Here is a 23,743-nt window from a genome sequence, read left to right on the forward strand (position 1 = left end):
GAAGTATAATTATGACCAAAGTCATAAAATGACTGCGGTCATTTTTTTGTGCGCGAAAGAGAGGCGTTACGCTTATGCTCCGTTCTGCCAGAAAGCAGCAGCTCAAAGAAACGATTTACGCCAAAGCGATGCAATTGTTCGTAGAGAAGGGATTCGACCGCGTGACCGTCGATGAGATCACATCCGCATGCGGCGTGGCCAAAGGGACGTTCTACAATTACTTCCCGAAGAAAGAGATGGTTTTGTTATACATGGGAGAATCCCAGATGGAGCGGGTGGCAGGCCATCTCGAAGCATTAAGCCGATTGCCGGTGATTCGGCAGCGGATTGAAACGCTGTTTGCCGAATTGGCCAAGCAGGCCGCGGCTCAACCTGAGCTTCTTCGGGTATCGATGTCCGAGATGGTCAGATCCTCCGCATTACTCGGCGAGGAAATGGAGACGATTAAACGTTTCGAGAAGGCGATTATTCCGCTGTTGAACGAAGCGAAGGCCAGCGGTCAAATGCAACGGGGGCATAGCTCGGAGCTGGCGGCGGTCATGCTGGTCGGTTTGTATTTTCAAACGTTGATGCGGTTTGCCAGCGGCTACTACGCCGACGAAGAGCAGATGCAGACCAGCTTGCTCGCCCAACTCCAGCTAGCATGGCAAGGGATAGGAGGCGAAGAATGATGACCCGTCCTTGGCTGATTGCAGGAGGCGGTATTTCAGGGCTGTCTGCAGCGATTGCATTGCAAACATGCGACTTGCCCTTTGCGCTCTTCGAGCGGTTCCCGGAAGCGAAGCCGGCCGGGGCTGGAATCATACTCGCGCCCAACGCGTTAGAAGCTTTGCGCAGGCTTCATCCGGATTTAAAGGAACGGGCAATAGAGCTAGGACGGGCGTTTTCGGAAATGCGGATCTTATCGGATCGCGGCGATGTGTTATCGCGCATGCACGGGGGGCAATATGGATCATCGGCTGCGTTGACAAGAACAGATCTGCATCGCCTGCTCACGGATGCGTTGCCGAGCGAAGCTTTACATTTGGGCAAGAAAGCGGTTGGGGTAAAACAATGCGTGCTTGCGGAGGAGCAGAATCCGATTCTTATGTTGGAAGACGGCAGCGAGCGGGAAGGGGAGGCCATTATAGCTTGCGATGGCATTCACTCGTTGCTCCGCCAGCAGATAACTTCGCCAGCGCCGCTCCGCTATGCCGGGTACACATGCTGGCGCGGGATCGCCTCCATAGAGATTCATCAGCCGTATTTGAGCGAAACATGGGGGGCTAGAGGCAGATTCGGCGTCGTGCCGCTGAAGAACGGTCGCGCGTATTGGTATGCATTGACGAACGCGGCGCCAGGAGATGAGCGGGCTAGCGCGATGGACGCCGCAGGGCTACTCGATCATTTCGCGAACTTTCACGATCCGATTCCGCAAATTCTTAGGCAAGCGCAGCATCACCCGCTCATTCATGCGGACATCGCGGACCGGAAGCCGCTCGAGCAGTTGGCCTATGGCCGTATTGCGTTTATGGGAGACGCCGCGCATGCGATGACCCCAAATCTGGGGCAAGGCGCATGTCAGGCGTTAGAGGACGCCGCCGTCCTTGCTAGCTGTATACAGAGAGGGAATTCTCCTCAAGATGCATTCCGGGCGTATGAGAAGCTTCGCATATCCCGAGTACGACGCATGGTGGCCGATTCGTTCCGGATGGGCAAGATTGCCCAACTAGAGCAACCCATCCTATGCCGAATACGAAATACGGTCATGAAGCTGATTCCAGACGCGATGAATAATCGGCAGGTTCAGCAGCTTTACCGGATATGAACAGGCGTCGGGTGACAAGAACATGTAAGCTTAAAAGTCGCATAACAGCGGCTTTTTGATTTTTAACCATATAAGTTCTTGTCAAAAGCGAATGAACTGTAATTCCATGACAGATTCTGTGACCGTCTGTAACTATTCCGATGACAATCCAGAGACTACAATGAAGGGAAAGATAACCATCATGGGAGGGAAATTCGGATGCGGACAAATTTTGACGTCATTATCGTCGGCGCGCGGGTAGCGGGTTCGACGTTGGCTTACGAGCTCGGCAAGGCCGGGTTCGACGTGCTGCTGCTGGAGAAGGGCATGCTGCCGAGCGATACGCTATCGACGCACAATTTCTTCAGCAATTCCGTCGCGATGCTGCGGGAGATGGGCGTAATGGACCGTCTGCTCGCAACGGAGACGCCGCTATATAAGCGGGCTTATATCGAGTTCGACGATGCCGTGATCGACGGCCACTACCCGGAAGTCAATGGAGAAAACGCGTGTTTCTGCATCAAGCGGACGTATCTGGATCATGCGCTGTTCGAGGCGGCGACCGCGCAGGCGGGCGTGACGGCCATTCAAGGTTTTCGGGTGACCGATCTACTGCGCGAGAATGGCTGCGTCACGGGCGTGACGGGCGTGCGCCGCGGAGGCGGCACCGAGTCCTATACGGCACGGCTTGTCGTCGGGGCGGACGGGCGCCATTCGGTCGTCCGTTCGCTCGCCGGCGCGAAGCGGCTGCAGGCGGTGCCGACCGACTATGCTTCCTACGTGGGGTACTTCTCCGGTTACGAGCAGGAGGGCGAGCCTTGCGTGGAGTTCTATAAGAAGGCCGACCGTCTCGCCATTGTCTTCCCGACGAGCGACGGCCAGCACGTCGTCGGAGCGATGTTCCCGTTGACGGATCAAGCGTGGATCGATCGTTTCACGGCGGATACGGAGAAGGGGTTCCGCGAGCTCGTCGGCAGCGGGCTGGCCGGGACGCCGATTGCCGAACGTCTCCCGGTCGCCGAGCTCGCCGGACCGGTCCGCGGACTGATCGGCTATGACAACGATTGGTTCGAGGGCATGGGACCGGGCTGGGCGCTTGTCGGTGACGCGCTCTCGTTCAAGGACCCGGCCCTCGGGCAGGGCATGCACGACGCGATGTACGGCGCGCGCGTCCTGACGCGCGTCTTGGCCGCGAGCACGGACTGGCCTGCGAGCTGGGACCCCATGGCTGCCGCTTACGGTCAGCAGTTGGAGGCGAAGATGATGTCGCGCTTCGGCATGGCATGCCAGATTACGAAGAACGTCCCGGTAACGCCGGAGCAGCAGGCGGTCAATCGGCTGATCGGCTCGCACCCGGAGGCGACGCAGGCGTTCCTCGGTATCTATAACTACGCGAACGAGCCGGAAGAACTCGGCATGACGATCGGCCGTCTGCTTCAGCCGAAGGAATAGTCGCCGAACTGTCGGGTGACAAGAAGTCATATGCTTAAAAAGTCGCGTAGTTGCGGCTTTTTTTATTTTAACGATATATGTTCTTGTCAAAAACGATTGAAAATAACTTGTTTGCCGATGGAGGAGAAAAATCGCTTGGAGATTGAAGTATTTTACTCCGTATAGCTCGAATGAGTCATACACCATCCAAATCCGATGCGCTATATTTTAAGCAGATGTTAAATTTGCGCAGGGGTGATGTTGGTTCATGAGTGCGGGCGAAACCATACGTTCTTCGAAAGGATTAAGCAAAACGATTTACCAATCGGTATGGAGATGGCATTTTTATGCCGGCATAATATTTGCTCCATTTCTGATCATCCTGGCCTTTAGCGGCGCGGTTTACTTATTCAAGCCGCAAATCGAGGGTTATTTGTACAAAGACATGTTGGTCGTTCGCGAAGTAGGCACTCAACGTCTTTCGCCTGCGCAAATTATCGAGAAGGTTCAACTGGATAACCCGAATCTAAAGGTATCCTCGTTAACATTAACCAAAGCGAAAGACGCCAGCTATCCCATGTCAGCAAGTCTGAGCGGAACTCCGACCACCGTCTATGTGGATCCCTATAACGGTGAAGTTCTCGGCACGCTGGACACGGCGAACACCTTCTCGTCTTTCTTCAAAAAACTACACAGCGAGCTTGTCGTTGGCGGTACCTTCGCGAACCGTCTCGTTGAACTGGCCGCGTGCTGGGCCATCATCTTGTTGTTGACCGGCTTGTACTTGTGGTGGCCGCGCAATAGATCCTCGATATGGGGAACGGTTCTGCCTCGACTTAGCAAACCTGGCAGCCGGCTATTCTGGCGAGATCTGCACGCCGTTCCTGCCTTCTGGATCTCGTTGCTGCTGATCGTGATCATTGCAGGCGGGCTGCCTTGGTCGGGCATTATGGGACCGCAGATCGACCGGCTTGCGAATTCGACCAATACCAACACGCCGCCTTATGCGTACAGCTTTGGCGCTAAGCCGTCATCCGTCACGGTCGCGAAAGACGTGGCCGAAGACTTGCCTTGGGCAGCAGAGAACCTTCCTCTCCCTCGATCCGCCGGCGGAGGATACATAACGTTAAGCACGGATGCGATCGCCGAGATCGCGGATTCGAAAGATGTGGCAAAGCCCTACACCATTACGTTGCCTCAAGGCGAGACCGGCGTATTTACCGTATCGACTTCGCATGTGAAGCCAGGTAACAACGCAACGCTTCATCTCGACCAATATAGCGGTGCCGTGTTAACCGACGTTCGGTTCGCGGATTACGGGATCATGGCCAAAGCCATTACGTACGGGATCGCCTTCCATGAGGGCAAACTGTTCGGCCTCCCCAATCAACTGCTAGGCTTAGTCGCATGCTTAGGCCTCATATTGACAGCGGCAAGCGCCTACATGATGTGGAAGAAGCGCAAACCAGACGGAAAGTTGGGTGCTCCGAACAAGCACGACAACAAGAAGGTAGCAATAGGCGTTACGCTGATCATGCTCGTTTGCGGGATCATTATGCCGCTGGTCGGCATATCAATCCTCATTGTGCTTGTCCTGGACGTGTTGGTCGTACATCGAGTGAAACCATTGCGACACTGGTTTTCCGTATAAGGGGAGAAATGAATCATGTCAAAAAGAAGGTTGTTTCGGTCCGCGTCGTTAGGCAGCTTTTTGCTTCTCAGCGCGCTTTTATTTGGTTGCACGGCTAACATTCCCGAAACGGGCGAAAGCGGATTACCCGCGCACCTCACGGTAGATTTACATCTTCCCAAGACGCTTGAGGTCGGAGAGGATGCCGACTTTTCCGTTGAAGTATCCAAGGGCGGAAAGCCGGTCAGGCATACGGAACAAGCGCAATTCTTGTTTTGGCCGGAAGGTAAATCGAATGCGGCAGTTACCATGAAAGCGACAGAGTCCTTGCCTGGCGTCTATACGGTATCCCATCGCATCGATGGAGAAGGAATTTATTACGTGCAGTCTCTCATCCAGACGGGCGGCGAGCGCGTGTTGCCCATCAAACGTTTCGCCGTTGGTCCGAAGGCGGTAGAGGAGCTAATTGCGATGGAAAGCGCTGCGAGGTCTGATGAAACCGCTCATGGCGAGCATCATTAATTCGAGCATCGTCGAATGTACCGCTGTCTGCCATTCGCGAACACCGATGTATTTGGCGAGTAGCAAAGATAGCTCGTTCGCGTCATTCTAGAAGGACATCGCGTCCATATAATGGGGGGAATGAGGAAACGATCGAACGAGCGATCGATGATGAAGGAGGTAATAGGTGAGATGAAGCTATCCTGGCGGCCAATCTTATCGAGCGTAATCATTATAGCAGGGGCATCCCTTCCCGCTCTGCCGGTTTCCGCGCATGAGCACGGCGGGGATGCCGCCGCCGGATCGGGCTTATCGCCAGCTGCGATCCAGGTTAGCGTAGGCTCGGCGATTTTCGTCGTGCTGATCATCGCGGCGTTTCTTTGGCAGACGCGAGCGGAAGGGAGAAGGGCCGGCGAGATGTTCGGGATGATGGCGGCGATGACCGTAGCGATGGGCTCGAGTCTTGTCGTGGGGACGATCGGCGGGCTCTTCCTCAACCATCTATTCTTTGCGACCGCCATCGGTGTATTGTTCGGCATGCTAGTCGGATACGCGGCAGGAGTCAACTTCAGCCTGCTCGCTGCCATGGATGGCATGCTGGCCGGTCTTATGGGCGGGATGATGGGGGCCATGCTTGGCGTGATGACCATTCATGAATATCCCGCGTTGACGATCCTATTCATGGATGCCGTATTTGCCGTATGCATGTTCGTTCTCTACCGTGCGCTAGACCAGGAGCTTGTCGCCGCTGATAGAGGTGTTGTGACCGAGCAGGAAGACACATTGAGCATTGGACAAACGATGACGTAATACCTTATGGCCGCGGATGCGAGTTAACGCTGATGCGGCTTTTTATCATTGCATTACATCGCCTGCTGTCATCCCCGTCACAAATCGTTCATCGATTATCGGCGAGTATGACCCTATCGAGTCATAGGCAACCGAGCGCGCAGTTCTCTATCATGAATGGTATGGGGATACAAACCTAATAAGGGGTGAACCGGAAGATGCAAGTGCGCGTACTGGTCGTCGATGACCATCATCATGCTCGCGAGGGAATCTGCGACATCTTATCTAGCCAGCCGATGTTCCAAGTCGTAGGAGTTGCCAAGAATAGCGAGGAAGCATTAAGTCTTGCGGACGAATATGTGCCCGATCTGATTCTGATGGACATTAATATGCCGAACATGACCGGGCTCGAAGCGACTCGACTGATCAAACATAAGTATCCGGCCGTGAAAGTGGTCATGATTACTGTCTCCGATGATATCTCCCATTTGTTCGAGGCGATTAAGAATGGCGCGCAAGGCTATTTGCTCAAAAACTTGTCGCCCCAGCTATGGCTGCAATATTTGGAGGCGATCGTTTCGGACGAAGCGCCTTTGTCGCGCGAAATCGCTGCACGAATATTACGAGAATTCCCCCTTCACGATCACGGCGCGGCACATGATCATCCGCTGACTCCGCGAGAGCGGGAAATATTAGGCGGGGTCGTCAAAGGTCTGACGAACCGCGAAATTGCGGTAGAGCTGACCATTTCGGAGCAAACGGTGAAGAATCATTTGAAGAATATTCTCCATAAATTGCACCTGGAGAACCGAGTCCAATTGACGCGGCATGCGATCGAGAACGGTTGGGTGAAGCGTCATTGAACAAGAACAAGAGGCATCTTCGCGGTTCAAGATGGGTGCGCAGTACCGCGGTTTTTTTGTTAACGGGCATGATTCTAGCCGGCTGCAGCCAAGACGCAGATCCCGAAACTAAGGAGGAACCTGGTAGCGATCCCCTCGTGCGGACGGCGTTAACGTTGTATAAACAGCAATGCGCATCTTGCCACGGGGGAGGGTTGAAAGGACGCGTCGGACCAAATTTGCGGCGAATCGGCGCACGTATGTCGCAGGAAGAGATCGCGGCGAAAATAACGGATGGAGGAGGCGGCATGCCGGCATTCAAGCAAGAGCTGAGCACGGACGAGATCGGCATGCTGACGGAGTGGCTGGCGGCGAAGCGATAGGTATGCGTCGCTCTAAAGATAGCTCGATCGGGTCATTTAGATCGCGAGTGAACGGGAAACAATGATTAGCGTAACGCTTCAAGGAAAGGAATGACAAGTTTGAGAGTTAAGACACTACAGCTCGTCTTATGCGCTTGTCTGGCGATGGTGCTATTGGGTTATTTTAGCCGAAAGTCATCATGCGGATATGACTTTCTTTTGTTATGCTTGAGGTTAATAGAATATTGAATTGAATAAAGGCTGTGAATGATCGTGAAAGCATTTTTTGATAAACCTAGGCATTGGCTTGATTATGTCGTATTCGGATTTCGAATCGTATGGTGTTTTCTTAGTATACTGAGTCTCCGCTTTGACGCGGGTGATTCGGGACTAGAGCTATTGTTTAAGGCCGCCGGCTTCTTACTGTGTGGTACGGTTCCGTTCTTGCTATATCTATTAAGAGGCGTCCCGCGCTTCGCACCTGCGGCAACCGATCTTTTTTTGCTTGGCATGATGTTCGTGGCGTCATCGGGATTAGAGCGGGGGCATTCATATTCTTTCAAGTCCCAATGCTGATGCTTGGGTACATGAGCCGAGGCTGGCACGCGCTGTGGACGTTGGCTGTCGCCCTAATATTTCCTTTTATCCTAACCGGCGAACCCGTCAATATGGAGACGGAGGAGCTTATCGACTCCGTAGCCAACTTGGCGATCTTATTCGGAATCGGGTTTATCTTTCAGAAACTGGTCGGCTCGTATCAACGGATCAATGCGATGTACCGTGTCATTCAAGATCAGAATCGGACACTGGAACTATACGCAAAGCAAATCGAGCAGCTGACGCTTGCGGAAGAGCGAAATCGTCTGTCGCGCGACCTGCACGATACGGTCGGGCATACGTTCACGACAGCGATTACTGGTATGGATGCAGTCTACTATTTAATCGATCTTTCTCCTGTGGAAGCGAAGAAAAGTATGCGCGAGCTGCTGCATTTTACGCGAAATGGATTAGATGAGGTTCGACGTCACATTCATCAACTGGCACCACATGATGAGGGGCAGTCGCTCTCTCGGATCTTGAACCAGATTGCAAGTGAATTCGCGCTGCATACCGGTACAAAGGTGGATCTGGAGACTACTGGTATCGAATCCCCTCTTCCTGAGCAAGCGCGTCTAGCGCTAATCCGCTGCCTGCAAGAATCACTCACGAATGCAAAGCGTCATGGTAACGCGAACCGCATAGACATTTCCCTGTCATATGGGCAAGGGGAAGTTCGTCTTCGAGTTGAGGATGATGGCCAAGGTGCCAATGGCATTAATGAAGGCTTCGGCCTTCGGACTATGGCTGAGCGGATGGCGAATGCAGGAGGATCGGTGATATGGATAGCCGAAGTTGGGAAAGGGATGACGCTAGAATGCACAGTTCCGACGAAACGTGATCCAGGCTTACTGTCGAATCAGGAAGGGGCGTAAAGATGACTACGGAGACAATAAAAGTGCTAATCGTAGAGGATCAAGATTTGATCCGCAAAAGCTTGGCGATCGTGCTGAATATGGCCGAGGATCTTCATGTTATCGGCACTGCGGAGGACGGACGCAAGGCAGTTGAATTCGTAGAGGGGTTACAGCCGCACGTGGTACTAATGGATATCCATATGCCGATTATGGACGGCGTAGAGGCAACCGAGCAGATTAAGCGGCGCTGGCCGTCCGTAAAGGTTGTGATGCTAACGACGTTTCAAGAAGTAGAGTATGTTAGCGCTGCGCTGCATGCCGGCGCAGAAGGGTATATTTTGAAGGCAATCGATCCGATGGATCTATTAAGCGCAATCCGCCTCGTAAACCGGGGCGAGATGATGATTACCCAAGAGGTAGCCCGGGCGCTATTTACGAAGCCTTCTTCAGACACGATGACTGGAAAGGCACTGGGGTCCGAGAAGAGCGGGGAGTTTGGGCTGTCCGACCGAGAGCTGCAGCTGCTTCAGTATATTTCCGAGGGGATGGCCAATCGAGCAATCGCAGAGAGGATGTACTTGTCGGAGGGCACGGTGAAAAATTATATATCGAGCATTTACTCCAAGCTGAATGTGCACAATCGGGCTTCTATGATGCGCAAAGCAACGGAGGAAGGGTTATTTAAATAGTAAGTTGAGAAGTCGGAAGCTAATGTGGCTGCCGGCTTTTTCTATTTCACTGGCTTATATGACATCGTTGACTTTTTCTATCCTAATGTCACTAACAGACATGACTTTCCTTCTGTAAAGTAGGGGGACGACGCGGAATGGCCGCAATAAACCTACTCGGAAGGCGTGAAATATTTTGTTAACGAAATTAAAGGATACTAGAAAAGCAGGTCTATTTACTTCGATTTCGCTCTTATTGGGGATTGCATTTGCCAGCATACCGGGCATAAGTGGCTTTCTGTATATGATGACGCCGACACTTGCGGCACTGATCATGATGCTAGTTGTTACTCGGGATGGTTATTCCCATAAAGACTGGAGGAAGCTCGGTCTGCATAAGCTTGGACTTCGGGGATGGCTTCCAGCCCTGATCATTCCAATTGTGCCTTTAGCACTCGGCTACGGTACCGTTTGGGCACTGGGGATGGTTGAGCTGGATGTACCTACGGACTTTCAAGGCTTTGAATGGGAAGTCGTTCCCGCAGTACTGATCTTTGCACTGATTAAGGGGACGCTCTTTGAATCCCTTGGCGAGGAGTTGGGTTGGCGAGGTTATCTGCTGCCGCGGCTTATGGGTATCGGGGAGCGCAAGGCGATGTTGATAAATGGAGTTATTCATGGGATCTGGCATTTCCCCATCATACTGCTAACAAGAGAGTATCACCAAGGAGAGAAGCTGTGGATTTTACTGCCATTTACCGTTGTAAGCACCATGTTCTTGGCACCAGTCATTAGCATGCTGCGTCTGCGTACAGGCAGCGTATGGCCGGCTTCTCTTATGCATACGAGTCATAACTTATGCTGGCTTGTGCTCACTACACTCTTCACTGCCCAATCAGAGGGGAGTATGTATCTTGCAGGAGACATGGGTTTGATTGGCATCCTATTCTATGCAGGCCTAACTTGGTATTTATGGCGGGGCGAAAAATGGGAATCAAGGATATCGCATAGTAGCTAGGGGACGGTCTAGAAATTACTAAAACTCGGTTAAGACAACAAGGCAGTCGTCATTGGCTCCGTTTCCGTCCGCACGGACATAAGAGATATTGACTTTCACGCAAATGAGAACGTTTATGATAATCGTGCCATCTCCGAAAAGGGCTATTTCCTTCGAGTAATGGGGCATTCGATAACAATAAAAGGAGGACTATCAATGAGCAATTATAATGAAATTAAAGCGGTTATCATTGGAGGAACACATGGGATGGGGTTCGCTACTGCAAGGGCTTTGGTTGATGGCGGAGCCCAACTCATTATTACGGGCAGCAATCCCCACAAGGTGGTAGAAGCTTCGAATGCGCTTGGCGAACGCGCACGGGTGATCGTTTCAGATATAACATCTATGGCGGATATTATAAAATTGCGCAAAGAAGTAGAGGAAGAAATGGGGGCTATCGATTTTCTGCATGTGAATGCGGGAATGGCTTGAGAGGATGGCTTTTGAGGAGATGGGCGACAATCTCACGCCGATGAAACGCCATGGTACCCCGGCGAAAGTGGCCAAAGCGGTTCTTTTTATGGCGTTTGATGCCACGTTTACGACAGGAGCCAGCCTGACGGCCGACGGTGGTAACGCCGACAAGTATCACGATTTGACTAAATTGAATAGGTTAATGTTAACAACAGATTGGAGGCTTGATCAGGATGAGCAATCCCTATTTGTATTCCCCATGTCGATGTGCTAGACCGTCTTATTACTACCCGTATCCCGAGCAGTACTATGGCGTATATCCAAATAACAGTCAGAACACAGGCATCCAGGGCGGAAACCAGATTGGCGGTTCTTATGGCTTAGGTGTTCATGCGGGTAGTCATTTTGGAGTAGACCATGGTGTAGGCGTTCATGTCGGCGGCCAACTTGGCGGCGATTACGGGGTTGGGGTTCATATGGGGGGCCAGCTTGGCGGAGGGCAAGGTATAGGCGTTCATACTGGCGGATATCTGGGCGGTGATTACGGAGTAGGCGTTCATGCAGGAGGCCATCTAGGTGGGGGAAAGGGATTCGGTTTCGATGTTGGCGGTCAATTAGGGGGATATAACGGTCAATTCGGCTTCCACTTTGGTGGACAGAAATAAACAGAAAGGCCTTAGAAGGTGCAGCCGATCATGACGATCGGCTGTTTTTGTTGAACTAAACCCGCTAATAGTTTGTCACGATTTTTCAATAGAACCTCAAACAAATACTGCTATACTAGAAATTGTGCATGACAAAAATAACCCGCCAAGGCCTAAAGGCCGGAACATATCAAAGGAGGGGCAAGACACATGCGAGAAGAACAGGCAATATTCGAGGGCGAAGGATATAACAGGTCGTACGCAATTGCTACGGGTCTGCCGATTTTGAATCTGAGGGGCAGCATCTCGCGTGAAAGTAACAGCCAACTGCCGTTTCCGTGGGTGACAACGGGCATCAAGATCGATAAAGAACAGATGTTGGAAACCGTTATGAAGCAGAAGTCGCTCGAGCATTTGTTCCAGATGCAATTCAGTAAGGAGGAAATGACCGACCGCAATTTGGTTGTAGGCTGTTATGAATACAAGAATCCGAATGACAAGGAACAAATAACGTTATATGCGCTGGTATCGTTGAAGGCATTCCTCGCGAGATACGGCGATGAACGGGCAATGGAGATTCTGAAGCGAGTTGGCTGCACATACGAGAAGATTATGGACGAATGCGATGAAGCCATTGAAGAACATTTTGCAGTGGTGCGCCGGTCACATCATTTGAAGCATCTGAGGGACAAATATGACGTCGTTTACGAGTGGGTTGAAGAGGAAGGGCAGATGACGTACATAAACAGATATACCAAATCGGGGTATACGAAGATTAAAGCTGAATCAGTCGAGGAGTTGACCGAACGCTACGGTGAGCAACGGAAGAAGGATGCGAAGAAGACGTTCTCGACTCTGGAGCCGTTAGAAGCATTCATGCAAGTTTGTCGCCGCTAGGTGGAGATCCACACCAATCAGAAGAAAGGATGACGGAAGTGCAAAATGATAAACATGCTCGCCTTCCTGCTTCTGTTAGAGAGGCCGGTCGTTATCTCATCGATCTGACGGGTCCTCACAGCCACACGCTTGTCATTCAGCCCGGTGTGGGCAGCCTATCAATCGGACCGCCGCACTTGGTGAAAAAGGCAGACCTTGTCGTGGCATCCGATGCACGCATCGACTGGACCGAGTTTGATGTCTTTGCCACACCGGCGGGCTCGCCATGGCCGCGATATCTGCATTATACAGGCAGTGACGCGGGCTTCTTTGAATGGGCGCAGAAACGGCCCATTGAAGAGATGACATGGTCCCCGGTGCTGACTGCAGATGCGGTGGTGGACGCCAGTCAGTCCATTTTGCATGGCTTGCATATAGAGCTAGGCCAGTCCGGAGGGAATCTGAAATTGAAACTTCCGAAGAGGCCTTGTCGCTTAATCGTGTCCGGCGATCTATCACGATTCTCAGCTACTGGCGGTTTGCCATCTTCTTTGACATTAGCACCGCGTACCAGCCGACGCAAAAATGCTCCTCCTTTCATGCTGCCCGATAGGAGTGACTTGCACCAGGTGACGTGCTTGACGCTACAAAGCGCGCCGCAGGGACAGCCCATCTCGCTGGACTGCCTGGACCGGTTTCCAAACCTGAAGTCACTGAGTTTGAGCGGGCACTTCAGCGATGTGGACTCGTTAGCTCGGCATGACCAGTTAACCCATCTGGAGCTGCGCTTCATGCCTGATCTGGAGGCCTTGCCACCCTTGAACGCGTGGCCATTGCTTGATAGATTTATAGCCTTCAATGTGGAAGAGAGCGCCGGAAAGCGCCTTAAGCAGCAAATGAAAACACGCGCAAAGACCCGCCCGTGGACCGACCATGCTTCAGTGAGCCAATTACGAAAACCCGAGTGGTGGACGACCGAATTTGGCCGCCCGTTCTCGTCCTGGCCTAAACGTCTGGCCAGATTGGCTAATGAAGCTTACAACGTTGCTGAGGCTTCCATGGCCCAGGCCCGCAATCTTGCTGATGCCGAGGCAGCTATTACGGCCTTCACCGTGCGCTTTAATACCCTCAAGGGGATCGAAACCACCGAAAGAGAAGACCTCGGTGAAGCAGTATGGCAACTCAGCCAGTCCAAACACATGATCGGCCAGCCCATAAGAGAGGAGATGGCTATAAGCTGGTTCGATGCGGCGCGCGAATACTGATTTTGGAATCCTATAATGAAGGTACCGCCCTTCGGGGAGATCGTTTAAGGGAGGCCGCGATGAACGAGACCGCATTTGACGAATCATTATTTGCAAGCTTGAAGCCGGGCTTAACCTCGTTCTGTTACCGAATGCTAGGCTCCATGGACGATGCGGACGATGCCGTTCAGGAGACGAGTATTCGGGTCTGGCAGAGCGGGAGCACGTTCAGACAGGATTCCTCGTTCAAAACATGGGTCTATCGGATTGCCTCCAACCTGTGCTTGGACAAGCTGAGACAATCCAAACGCCGCGCGCTTCCCGTTGACCTGTTCGACCCGGCCGTCGCCATCGTCGAGCCGCGCGACACGCTGCCGGACTCTGCCTGGATCTGGCCGTCTCCCGACTTTGGGAGCAATCCGGAGGATCGGCTCGTCCGCAGAGATACTCTTCAACTGTGCTTTATCGCTCTCCTGCAGACCTTGCCTCCGCGGCAGCGCGCGGTACTCATTTTGAAGGATGTATTCGAATGGTCCTCCAAGCAGATCGCGGAGACGTTGGCGGTGTCGCCGGCAGCGGTGAACAGCGCCTTGCAACGAGCCCGAGAGACGATGGACCGGGCGCAGCTTCGCTCGGATGAGCTCAGCAGCATGGACGTTCAACCGGACCAGCAGCTGCTGTCCCGGTATGTGGAGGCCTTCGAGCAATTCGATATTGCCACGCTCGTCGCGTTGTTCCACGAGGAAGGCTGCATGTCGATGCCGCCCTTCGAGATGTGGATCCGCGGCAAGGAAGATTTGTCCGCCTTCTATTCGCTTACTCGCTGGCATTGCGAAGGTTCGCGATTTGTGCCCGTCACGGTGAATGGCGGATATCCGGCGTTGGCCCAGTACATGCCGGACAAAGAGGGCACTGGCCTGGTACCCTGGGGCATCCACGTCATCGAAACCAAAGAGAATCAAATCCTGCACGTTCAAAACTTCATTCATACGCCATTATTTTCGCGATTAGGGCTGCCTGAGCGAATTGACCAATGAATATCGTCAGTGCTGGCAAGCGATCATGGACAATTTCAAAGCCTATACCGAACAAAATCAATCATCGCGAAGAAGACGCCGGGGAAGATGCCTGGCGTCTTTCTTTTTGAACCCTAATTCGAGCGTGCTATCCGTTAGCCTTAACCTTGTGCCGCATTCATGTTCATATAGTTAATCGCCCACAGATGGCCGTCCAAATCCACGAAGCCCCAATGATACATGAACCCATGATCTTCAGGTTCAGCGTGCAATTTCCCGCCCAAGGAGACCGCGGTATTCACGATTTCATCGACCTTTTCCCGGCTCTCGAAGGCCAATGCGATCGTCATCTGCGCATACTTGCTCGTATCGACGGATTCCTTCTCCGTAAGCGTATTAAAGAATGCTTGATTGATCAGCATGACCTGCAGGTTGTCGCCGATCACGATGGCAACCGAATTCTCGTTCTCGGGGAATTGCGGGTTGAGCTCGAATCCGAGTCCGGTGAAGAACGCTTTCGATTGTCCTACGTTTTTTACAGGCAGGTTGAAGCTCGTGAATGCGGACGTTAATGCCATTTTCAAAACACCTCTTCGTCAAATTAGTTTGTATTCATTTATGCCTTCGTTTATATAGACGACAGCCGATCCGGGAATTCATCGGTCTCATGGTCTCGGAAGAATACTTTTTGAAAAAAGACATATCCGCGAAGGGGAGGAGCGTAGGTATTTCATTTCCAGATTATGTATTCGCCCGTTGTTCCTTTGGCGACCGCCAAGGGAATGCGTTTCCGTATATATTACGCCTCCGGGAAGTTGTATAAAGCATATGGATTGTCGGCGAAGCAATAATCATCAACTTATCCCGTACTCATAAGCCCAGAAATGTACAGTGGAAACCGCATAATAACGGGATCTTAGCTTATAAATGGGCAAATGATTATATACGGAATGCAAGAAAACGCCTACGCTAAGGTCGTCAAGGCAGCACTTTCACATCATTTCTATGCCGCCAACCAACACATTATTGAAGGGAGGAAGTATAGCAGGACTGCGCTCGGATGACAGCGGGTTAGTTGCTCTAGTCAGGCAGGATCCTGTTGTACGAATCAACAGATGAAACATAAGAGTCCCCGTATGAAAAGAGCAATCACCGTCATTTCCTGTCTTTCGATAGCGCTGTCAGCTAATTTGATTTTGCCCCGTGCCACGGCAACAACACAGGCTGAGGAAGGCCCATCTATGAATGCGCGAGTCCTGGCTTTCCCCGGTGCTGAAGGAGGCGGGGCTTATACCAGCGGCGGCCGGGGCGGTGACGTGTACATCGTAACCAACCTTATGGACTATGGTTCGGGTGAGAATCCGATTGAAGGCTCTCTCCGATATGGGGTTGAATCAACCCCTAAGGAAGGACGTACGATCGTGTTCCGCGTGTCGGGCACCATTGAGTTGAAGAACTCCCTAAGACTGAATAACATCAAGAATCTGACCATTGCCGGACAAACTGCACCGGGTAACGGCATTACGCTAGCCGGCTGGGACACCAATATCAGTAACTCCGAGAATATCATCATCCGTTATATGTCTTTCCGCCCAGGTGCCATCAATGTGTTCAACGGCAGTGATTCCATGGACGCTCTGTGGGGAAGGGATAACAAACAGTTTATGATCGACCACTCCTCCTTCAGTTGGAATACGGACGAGACCCTCTCAACCTACCGGGGCGAGAATGGCACCATTCAATGGTCCATCATCTCGGAGAGCTTAACCCTGTCGGGGCACTCCAAAGGTCGACATGGCTATGGCGGGATTGCAGGCGGGGACAAGACCACCTTCCACCACAATCTCTATGCGGGCCACACCTCGCGTAACCCGAGACTTGGCGGTGGTTATGCCGGTAAAGCGGATGCAGATCATGTTGCAGTCGTGCAATTTTCGAATAACGTCATCTACAACTGGGGCTTTAACACGATTTATGGCGGCGGCTTCAACTTTACGAACTACATGAACAACATCGAAATCGCAGGACCGGGCACACGGGACAATGTAGCCGATAGGGTTATCGATGCTGGCGAGGTTGGCAAGCTCGGAGGCTTCTATATCAATGGGAACCGGATCAACAATACGCTGACAGGCTTGTTAGACGGCTCCTCCGAATTCGTTAAAAATTCCGGCGATACCGAGGGGCCGCACCAAACCTTTTATAGAACGGAGCCTTACCTCTCTGCAGATAGCACGGGAGGGAATCATGGCGTGACCAATCAAGGATTTGACGATTATGTGCGTAGCGGGGTGAAGGCTGCTGACGAAAAGCTGCTGACAGATATCCTTTCGCGGGTCGGAGCCACCTATCCGCGACGGGATGCGATCGATGCCAGAATCGTTGCGGAAGTGAAGCAAGGCTTAGGTCGCTACATCAATACGGAGCATGAGGTTGGTGGATATGTATCGGGCTTTGGGAGGATCGAGGAGCAACACCCTGCTGATTTCGATACTAACCTGAACGGAATGGCCGACGATTGGGAGAAGGAGCAAGGGATCTGGGAGAACCCTGACGCCTACAAGACGATTACAGAGAGCGGTTACTCCTGGCTCGAGCTATATATGAACGGACTGGTAGACATGGAGCATATCGCCGAAAATCCTGAGGCGAAGCTGGCTTATCCCGCGAACAATGCTCAATTTGACCTAGGTAAAGCAGTACCGGTGGAGATCAAGGCTTCCTCCAAGTTCGGTCACGATATTAGTAAGGTAGAAGTCTACAACGGTTCGCAATATTTGGGTGATGCCAAGCTTCGCGGCGGCAAATATGTGTATACCATCCAGGGGCTTCAAGACGCTTCCTACTTTATCTCTGCAAAGGTCATTGATACGGAGGGGAACGCTACCCAAACCACTGCTGCGCAGATCCATATCAACGTCGACCGTAAACTGTCAGGTAAAAATGGCTGGAAATCAGCGGATATCGGCAGTCCGGATGTCAAAGGCTCCGCGAGCCTGACAGACGGCGTGATGACGGTCAAAGGCAGCGGCAAGCTTGGTCAACGTGAAGGTGCCGTGGAAAGTTCCAAAGAGGCGGACGCAACCAAGGATGACTTCCAATTTGTCTACCAGGAGATGTCCGGGGATCTGGAGTTTACCGTGCGGCTGGATGAAATCGGCTCCGTTGATAATCACGCTTTCACAGGTCTCATGATTCGTGATGACTTGACGAATGGCAGTGCTGCAGCGGCATTGGGGCTCTCTTGGGTAAAAATATCCAAATCTTACCCCTGGTCCGCCTATCTGGCAGGAAGGGACACCAAGGGCGGCAGCTTTAACGAAATGACCGAAACGCTGGACAGTGCAGCCAATGCATCGAAGGCGGGTATACAGCTGGTGGCGGACATTCCGTTCAAACTGGACGGAGTGGAGAAGGGTTATTGGCTTAAGTTGGGCCGTAAAGGCGACATCTTCTATGCCTACGGTTCCTTGGACGGACAGTCCTGGGCTAAGATCGGCGAGCGGACCATCCCGATGAAGAAGAAGATTTATGTCGGCTTCGCCGTCGACAGCAATGATGTTGCCAACGACCTCGACCAGCTGAACTATGCCAAGTTCTCCAATATCAGCTTGATGAATGGATTTGAACCGATGCAGTAATTAGGCTAAAGCTCTGACTGAATCACGGTTGGAATGGAGTATTTGGAGGAGGACGTAGCCCAAGCCAAGGCGAAGGGAGCGTCCTCTATGCGCAGATGGTGGTTAATCGTTTTTCCAGAATGCCTGCGCACCATAGACATGTGTCCATACAAATATGTCGGGTGACCAGAACATATATGCTTCAAAGCCGCATAGTCGCGGCTTTTTCTGTTTTAACGATATAAGTTCTTGTCAAAAGCAAATGACAAGAGCTTATATCGTTTGCCGATTGAGGCCAAGAACATGTATTGTTCTACCCAAACGAGGATGATTCTCAATTAGATCGTGAACCGGTTGCAGGGGGTCTCGGCCGGTTATTCCGGCTTGCGAAGGGGAGGGCAACGCGCTTGGTCTTCTCTAACGATCGGGAACTTTAACAGACTCTAAAGGGAGGAAATCGGCCAAATGTAACGAACGTATATTCCTATGTTATCCGTACGGGAGGCAGAGTGCGCAAGATTCATATCAATAACTGGAGGCCTAGAATCGAATGGAGCTAATTAGGGTGATGTTTGTTGATGATGAGATTATGGCTCTACGGCATATGAAATCTCTGGTGGATTGGCCGTCACTGGGTTTTGAGATCGTGGCGGAAGCCATCACCGCACACCAGGCTCTGGATCTGGTGAATACGGAGAACCCGGACTTGATTTTTATGGACATTCGCATGCCCGTCATGGACGGTTTAGAGGTCAGCAAACGCATTCTTGCTCAAAACAGGAATAGAACCATTTATTTGTTGACGTCTCATCGGGACTTTAATTATGCGAAGGAAGCGCTCAGGATCGGAATCAAGGGCTACTTGCTAAAGCATGAAATGAATGCGCATTATCTGGAGGAAGAGCTTCTTGAGATCATGAAGCGGCTGAAGGAAGAGAAGAAGAAAGAACAACTGATGATTCGTCAATCCTTGAAGGAGCTGATCGGAAAGTCCCCGCTCACTTCACAGTTCCCCCGAGAGTTGGAAGCGGAGCTGTTCGGACGAGGGAGTATCCTTCTTTTATACATTCAGGCGGACAAGGCTTTTCCCGTACTAGAAAATAGGATTGATCCACCGGGGCTTCCTCTCCCGAAATGGGAGGAAATCGATTTCTACGGGGAATTATCCAGCTTGACCTATATTGAAACGATTGAAATCGCGAAGGATAAACAAGTTGTCTTTGTTTTCTTATCCGGAAACGCAGGCGAGGATAATACTTGGAGACAGGCTCATCATCTTGCATCCGTCTACCAACAACGGGCAAAAAGGGGACAATCCACGCTATCCGTGCTAATATCCCGGCCATGCAAGCGACCCGTTGATATTAGCGAACAGTTCCTGCAGTTGGACAAATCATCGGAATTCCTGGTGAAGCGCGGCAGGGAGCAGATCGTGGCGCCGGGTTCATTTGCCTTGGAAGCGTTCGATGTGGAGGCGGAATGGGGAGTGCTGCATCAGATGATTCGGGAGTCGCCGGCAGAGGGGGAGCTGAATTCGCTTCGGCTTCGAATCGACGCGGCGTTCACGCATCTGGAACGAGAGCGATTCCATCCGACGCTGCTTAAATGGATGTGTTACACCTTCACTCGTCAACTGGAGCAGTTGCGGGCGGTCAAAGGAATGCCTTCCTACCCGGAGTTGTTTACGAAGAGAGAAATAAATGATCAATTATGGTATTCAGTGGCGGATATTAAACAGTGGTTTGTCCAGCAAACGGAAGCGATCGCTTCCTATTCCGATCCTATGATGAATTACTCCAGTAAAGTAAGAAAAATGATCCATTACATTCACCTGAATTTCGGAGAGGATTTGAGCGCGGAGACGATCGGCCGCGAACAATCGCTTAGCGGCGATCACGTTCGTCACTTGTTTAAAGAAGAAGTCGGCCGAACGATAATGGATTACGTGATTGGATACCGGATGGAGAAAGCGAAGTCGCTCCTTCGTCAAGCTGACTACAAAATATATGAAATTGCTAGGTTGGTCGGATACCGGTCAAGTCAGTATTTTTGCAATGTTTTCAAAAAATGGACAGGGTTAACTCCCCAGGAATACAAGGAAAGCGTGGCGGATAACCGATGAGAGCCAGAATCAAAACCAAAGTCATCGCCAGCGTTGCCGTCATCGTTTCTTTGGCGCTGCTTGCTAGCGGTGTAATTGCTTATTCTTACTTTAATAAGATTTTGAAGAAACAGATCATGAAGGACGAATCGATCCAACTAAGTCAAACCGCCGGTCAACTCCGCTATTTCCAGAACGACTTACGCAATATGGCTTATAACATCTTGGTGGACCCCGGGATTCAATCGCGCATGAAAACGATCTACTCCTCCGATCTATATGAAAGACTCAACGGCCAAGTGGAGATGTCGACGTATTTGAATCAATTTTTGCTGCTTAAAAACGGAATCGAGAGTATTGTATTAGTCGGCAAAGATGGACAGGCTTTCTCCACGAACCGTCTACTCAATGACTACTATACAAAAACCTTACAGGAGGAGTGGTATCGAAACCACGAGGAAAGAAACGTTCACTCGGGTTTCTCGGAGGTCCACCACCTTAAGAGGGGACAGGAGACGACAGATATCGTCAGCTATATCAATTGGTATAACCCGGTTCTGGACGCTCAGAGTAATCTTCGCGAGCTTATTATTCATGTCAATCTAGCGTACATCACCGAAGCAATTTCTGTTGAAAGAGAAGAAGGCTATGATGCCTACTATCTGCTAGACGCGGATAATCGAACGATTATGGGTAACGGATCAGGCATTGACGAAGTGTCCTACGATTTGCCGCTACACGATCTCGCGCAGTCCACCGTTTTTCAGAAGGAAAGCAGGAAGCAGCTCATCACGATAAACGGAATGATGTGGGATGGCTGGAAGCTCGTAACGGCTAAACCGAAGAGCGCGATCCAACGGGATATCAACTCGATTATGTATATTTTTATTCTCATAACGGTTGTAACCCTTATCATCATTTTGCTCGCCCTTACGCCTCTTATTCACAACATAACGAGACCGATCTCCAAATTGACGACTGCGATGAAAGAAGCTTCTATGGGCAGACTTCATGCAACGGTAGCGATTCGCAGCGGCGACGAGATCGAACTGCTTGGGGAAGGGTTTAATCGGATGCTTCACGAACTGCAAAATTATATTAGTCAGTCCATTGCGGATGAAAAAATAAAACAAAAACTGCAGTTTGATCTATTACTGTCCCAGATTAATCCGCATTTCATTTACAATACGCTGAACACCGTGATCTATATGGCACAGCTTGAGGGCAACAAGGACATCGTTCAAATGGTGAGCGCTTTTATTCGCTTGCTACAGGAGTCGGTGTTAATTACGGAGACGGACTATCAATGCACGGTCAAAGAAGAGATCGAGAGCGTACGCCATTATTTAACGATTCAGAAATTCCGCTACCCCGACAGGTTCGAGGTACGATGGCAGATTGACGATGTCCTGCTCGAGCAAGTCATTCCCCGTACGATTTTGCAGCCGCTAATTGAAAACGCTCTTTTCCACGGGATTATATCGAAGCCGGAGCCGGGAACGATTACGGTTCGAATGGAAATGGACCCGAACTATTTGTATATCTTAGTGGAAGACGACGGTGTCGGCATTGATCAAGAAGCGGTCGATCGATTCGAGCAAAGTTTAATAGAACAGGATGTGTCCGGGCATATGAGGCCGATTGGGCTGGCTAATGTTCGGGATCGGCTGCGAAGCTTCTACGGACCGGCTGCGGTCATGCATATCGTTCGGATGCCGATTGTCGGTACGCAGATCAAAATCACGATTCCGTTAACACAGTCCCCCGGATATTACACTAAATAACCGGGTTATTATGTTTTGTAACCGCATTCAAAGTGATAGAGTTTGCAATGTAACCAAAACGAAAGCTACTGGGGGGAACAAGGTGACCAAACGTTTAAGACCCATCATTGCGGTATGGCTTACGCTTGCGCTGGCCGTCGTTATGCTCGCTGCATGCGTAGGGAACGGGGAAGGCAACAAGACCGGAGCCGCTTCTGATTCGGGTAACGAACCAAGTCAGACCGCTGGCGCAGAAACCGCAACAAGCAGCGAGAGTTCCGAAGCGGCTGAGAAAATGCCGGAAGATTACAAGGGAACGATTACGCTCTGGGGCTGGGATGCCAATTACTACGATATTTCCTTTAAGGAATTCCAGAAGACGTATCCGAATGTGAAGCTTGAAGTAACGAATGTCACGGCCGGAGATTATGTCCAGAAGATTCAAACGACAATCGCTTCGGGAGGTGTGCTCCCCGACCTTCTGGTTGGGGAAAGCGGATTTCGAGCGAAGGCGTTTGAAATCGATATTTGGGAAAACCTCGAGAATGCGCCCTACAATTTTGACAAATCGAGCGTATTCGATTACTTGCTGCCGTTAACAAGTAACTCCAAGGGAGAAATCGTAGGGATCGAACAAACGTTAACTCCTGCGGCCATGGCTTATCGCCGGGACTTGGCGAAGAACTATTTGGGCACTGACGACCCTAAGCAACTGGAAGCGTTATTTCCGACCTGGGAAGAGCTGATCAAGAAGGGTAAGGAACTGAAAGAAAAAGACGGCATTTATCTGTTCGCCAGTCTCGGAGACGTGTACACGTTCCTTTCAGGCCAAACCGAGACGCCTTTCTACGACGGAGCGACTGTTAATGTGACTGGCCGAATGAAGGATATCTTGGAGAAGGTCGTTGAAGTTCGGGACTCCGGGATCGTAGACAAGCTGGAGATGTGGACGCCGGCATGGAATGCCAGCTATGCAGCCGGCAAGCATCTTTTCTATCCGGCGGCAAACTGGAGTACGCAATATGTGATCAAGACCAATGATAAAGACGGCGAAGGGCGTTGGGGTCTGATGCAACCGCCGGGCGGACCGTTCACCTGGGGAGGAACGACTTTCGGGATCAGCAAGGAAAGCAAAAACAAGGAATTGGCCTGGTTATTTATCAAGTGGCTGCTGTTGACGAAGGAAGGCGCATCGATCAGCAAGGATTTGGGCTTCTATGTTCCGCTTAAATCCGTATACGAAGATCCGAACTTCGCCTCCTCTCCCGATCCATTCTTCGCAGGGCAGGACATCGGCGCATTCTGGATCGATGATGTCGTGCCTAACATCGGTACGCTGAAGATATCCCAATATGATTCTGTTATTAATGATGCAGCCAACCTGTCCATCATACTGCTCAATTCCGATCGCAAGGTGATGGCTGCCGATGCACTCGATAAGCTATTGAAAGAAGTGAAGGCCAAACTACCGGATGTGGAAGTGAAATAGCGGGGCAATAAAACTGGAGGCTGAAGCGCGTCCATTCAGGCGGCCCAGCCTCCGTT

22 protein-coding genes are annotated in these 23,743 nt (G+C 51.3%); 20 read left to right on the forward strand and 2 right to left on the reverse strand.

Annotated features, from left to right (window positions below):
- Window positions 1–74 precede the first annotated feature (74 nt).
- The 13 genes from BCM02_RS02265 (at window position 75) to BCM02_RS35795 (ending at window position 11,208) form a co-directional block, all read left to right on the forward strand.
- Entirely contained in the window at window positions 75–671 is a 597-nt protein-coding gene (locus BCM02_RS02265) for a TetR/AcrR family transcriptional regulator (RefSeq protein WP_148927417.1), read from the forward strand.
- Window positions 671–1,807, forward strand: a complete 1,137-nt coding sequence (locus BCM02_RS02270) for an FAD-dependent monooxygenase (protein WP_246183211.1) — start codon at window positions 671–673, stop codon at window positions 1,805–1,807. The genes BCM02_RS02265 and BCM02_RS02270 overlap by 1 nt, the downstream gene beginning before the upstream one ends.
- 198 nt (window positions 1,808–2,005) lie before the next feature.
- Window positions 2,006–3,238, forward strand: a complete 1,233-nt coding sequence (locus BCM02_RS02275) for an NAD(P)/FAD-dependent oxidoreductase (protein ID WP_148927419.1) — start codon at window positions 2,006–2,008, stop codon at window positions 3,236–3,238.
- A gap of 247 nt (window positions 3,239–3,485) precedes the next feature.
- Entirely contained in the window at window positions 3,486–4,868 is a 1,383-nt protein-coding gene (locus tag BCM02_RS02280; protein WP_148927420.1) for a PepSY-associated TM helix domain-containing protein, read from the forward strand.
- Window positions 4,869–4,883: 15 nt separating this feature from the next.
- Entirely contained in the window at window positions 4,884–5,369 is a 486-nt protein-coding gene (locus BCM02_RS02285) for a FixH family protein (RefSeq protein WP_148927421.1), read from the forward strand.
- 171 nt (window positions 5,370–5,540) lie between these two features.
- The gene (locus BCM02_RS02290) at window positions 5,541–6,158 is read left to right on the forward strand and encodes a hypothetical protein (RefSeq protein WP_148927422.1); all 618 of its coding nucleotides are present in this window, start codon (window positions 5,541–5,543) and stop codon (window positions 6,156–6,158) included.
- Window positions 6,159–6,355: 197 nt separating this feature from the next.
- Window positions 6,356–7,000, forward strand: coding sequence for a response regulator (locus BCM02_RS02295; RefSeq protein WP_148927423.1), 645 nt, complete (start codon window positions 6,356–6,358; stop codon window positions 6,998–7,000).
- Window positions 7,001–7,068: 68 nt separating this feature from the next.
- Window positions 7,069–7,362 (forward strand): c-type cytochrome, encoded by a 294-nt coding sequence (locus BCM02_RS36255; protein WP_281288141.1) that lies wholly within the window; start codon window positions 7,069–7,071, stop codon window positions 7,360–7,362.
- Between the two features lie 566 nt (window positions 7,363–7,928).
- Complete coding sequence (locus BCM02_RS02305; protein ID WP_187433976.1) at window positions 7,929–8,813, forward strand: sensor histidine kinase; 885 nt, start codon at window positions 7,929–7,931, stop codon at window positions 8,811–8,813.
- Between the two features lie 2 nt (window positions 8,814–8,815).
- Window positions 8,816–9,484: a response regulator transcription factor gene (locus tag BCM02_RS02310; RefSeq protein ID WP_148927426.1), complete on the forward strand. Its 669-nt coding sequence runs from the start codon at window positions 8,816–8,818 to the stop codon at window positions 9,482–9,484.
- 175 nt (window positions 9,485–9,659) lie between these two features.
- Window positions 9,660–10,481 (forward strand): type II CAAX endopeptidase family protein, encoded by an 822-nt coding sequence (locus tag BCM02_RS02315; protein WP_148927427.1) that lies wholly within the window; start codon window positions 9,660–9,662, stop codon window positions 10,479–10,481.
- Window positions 10,482–10,676: 195 nt separating this feature from the next.
- A complete protein-coding gene (locus BCM02_RS35790; RefSeq protein WP_246183154.1) occupies window positions 10,677–10,952 on the forward strand; it encodes an SDR family NAD(P)-dependent oxidoreductase in 276 nt (91 codons plus the stop codon).
- A 19-nt stretch (window positions 10,953–10,971) separates the two neighbouring features.
- A complete protein-coding gene (locus BCM02_RS35795; protein WP_246183155.1) occupies window positions 10,972–11,208 on the forward strand; it encodes an SDR family oxidoreductase in 237 nt (78 codons plus the stop codon).
- Window positions 11,209–11,314: 106 nt separating this feature from the next.
- Here BCM02_RS35795 and BCM02_RS02325 read toward each other — a convergent pair whose 3' ends face one another.
- On the reverse strand, window positions 11,315–11,494 hold the full coding sequence (locus BCM02_RS02325; RefSeq protein ID WP_148927428.1) for a hypothetical protein: 180 nt from the start codon (window positions 11,492–11,494) through the stop codon (window positions 11,315–11,317).
- A 294-nt stretch (window positions 11,495–11,788) separates the two neighbouring features.
- Here BCM02_RS02325 and BCM02_RS02330 point away from each other — a divergent pair, with 294 nt between their 5' ends.
- From BCM02_RS02330 to BCM02_RS02340, 3 genes are read left to right on the forward strand one after another with little or no spacing between them, the layout of a single operon-like run.
- Complete coding sequence (locus BCM02_RS02330; protein ID WP_246183156.1) at window positions 11,789–12,475, forward strand: hypothetical protein; 687 nt, start codon at window positions 11,789–11,791, stop codon at window positions 12,473–12,475.
- Between the two features lie 29 nt (window positions 12,476–12,504).
- Window positions 12,505–13,719 (forward strand): leucine-rich repeat domain-containing protein, encoded by a 1,215-nt coding sequence (locus tag BCM02_RS02335; protein ID WP_148927429.1) that lies wholly within the window; start codon window positions 12,505–12,507, stop codon window positions 13,717–13,719.
- Entirely contained in the window at window positions 13,629–14,735 is a 1,107-nt protein-coding gene (locus tag BCM02_RS02340) for a sigma-70 family RNA polymerase sigma factor (protein WP_425466138.1), read from the forward strand. Before BCM02_RS02335 ends, BCM02_RS02340 begins: the two co-directional genes overlap by 91 nt.
- 140 nt (window positions 14,736–14,875) lie before the next feature.
- Here the strand turns inward: BCM02_RS02340 and BCM02_RS02345 are convergent, their stop codons facing one another.
- Complete coding sequence (locus BCM02_RS02345) at window positions 14,876–15,292, reverse strand: VOC family protein (protein WP_148927431.1); 417 nt, start codon at window positions 15,290–15,292, stop codon at window positions 14,876–14,878.
- 558 nt (window positions 15,293–15,850) lie between these two features.
- On the opposite strand from BCM02_RS02345, the gene BCM02_RS02350 reads away from it, so the two are divergent.
- The 4 genes from BCM02_RS02350 (at window position 15,851) to BCM02_RS02365 (ending at window position 23,687) form a co-directional block, all read left to right on the forward strand.
- Complete coding sequence (locus BCM02_RS02350; protein ID WP_148927432.1) at window positions 15,851–18,355, forward strand: pectate lyase family protein; 2,505 nt, start codon at window positions 15,851–15,853, stop codon at window positions 18,353–18,355.
- A 529-nt stretch (window positions 18,356–18,884) separates the two neighbouring features.
- The gene (locus BCM02_RS02355) at window positions 18,885–20,456 is read left to right on the forward strand and encodes a response regulator transcription factor (RefSeq protein ID WP_148927433.1); all 1,572 of its coding nucleotides are present in this window, start codon (window positions 18,885–18,887) and stop codon (window positions 20,454–20,456) included.
- Window positions 20,453–22,219 carry a cache domain-containing sensor histidine kinase gene (locus tag BCM02_RS02360; protein ID WP_148927434.1) on the forward strand — a complete coding sequence of 589 codons (1,767 nt, stop codon included), beginning with the start codon at window positions 20,453–20,455 and terminating at the stop codon, window positions 22,217–22,219. The genes BCM02_RS02355 and BCM02_RS02360 overlap by 4 nt, the downstream gene beginning before the upstream one ends.
- Before the next feature lie 82 nt (window positions 22,220–22,301).
- Window positions 22,302–23,687, forward strand: a complete 1,386-nt coding sequence (locus BCM02_RS02365) for an ABC transporter substrate-binding protein (protein WP_187433977.1) — start codon at window positions 22,302–22,304, stop codon at window positions 23,685–23,687.
- Window positions 23,688–23,743: the final 56 nt, after the last annotated feature.

Origin of the sequence: Paenibacillus methanolicus, assembly GCF_008124765.1 — a bacterium.
In the GTDB taxonomy this organism is placed as follows: domain Bacteria; phylum Bacillota; class Bacilli; order Paenibacillales; family Paenibacillaceae; genus Paenibacillus_Z; species Paenibacillus_Z methanolicus.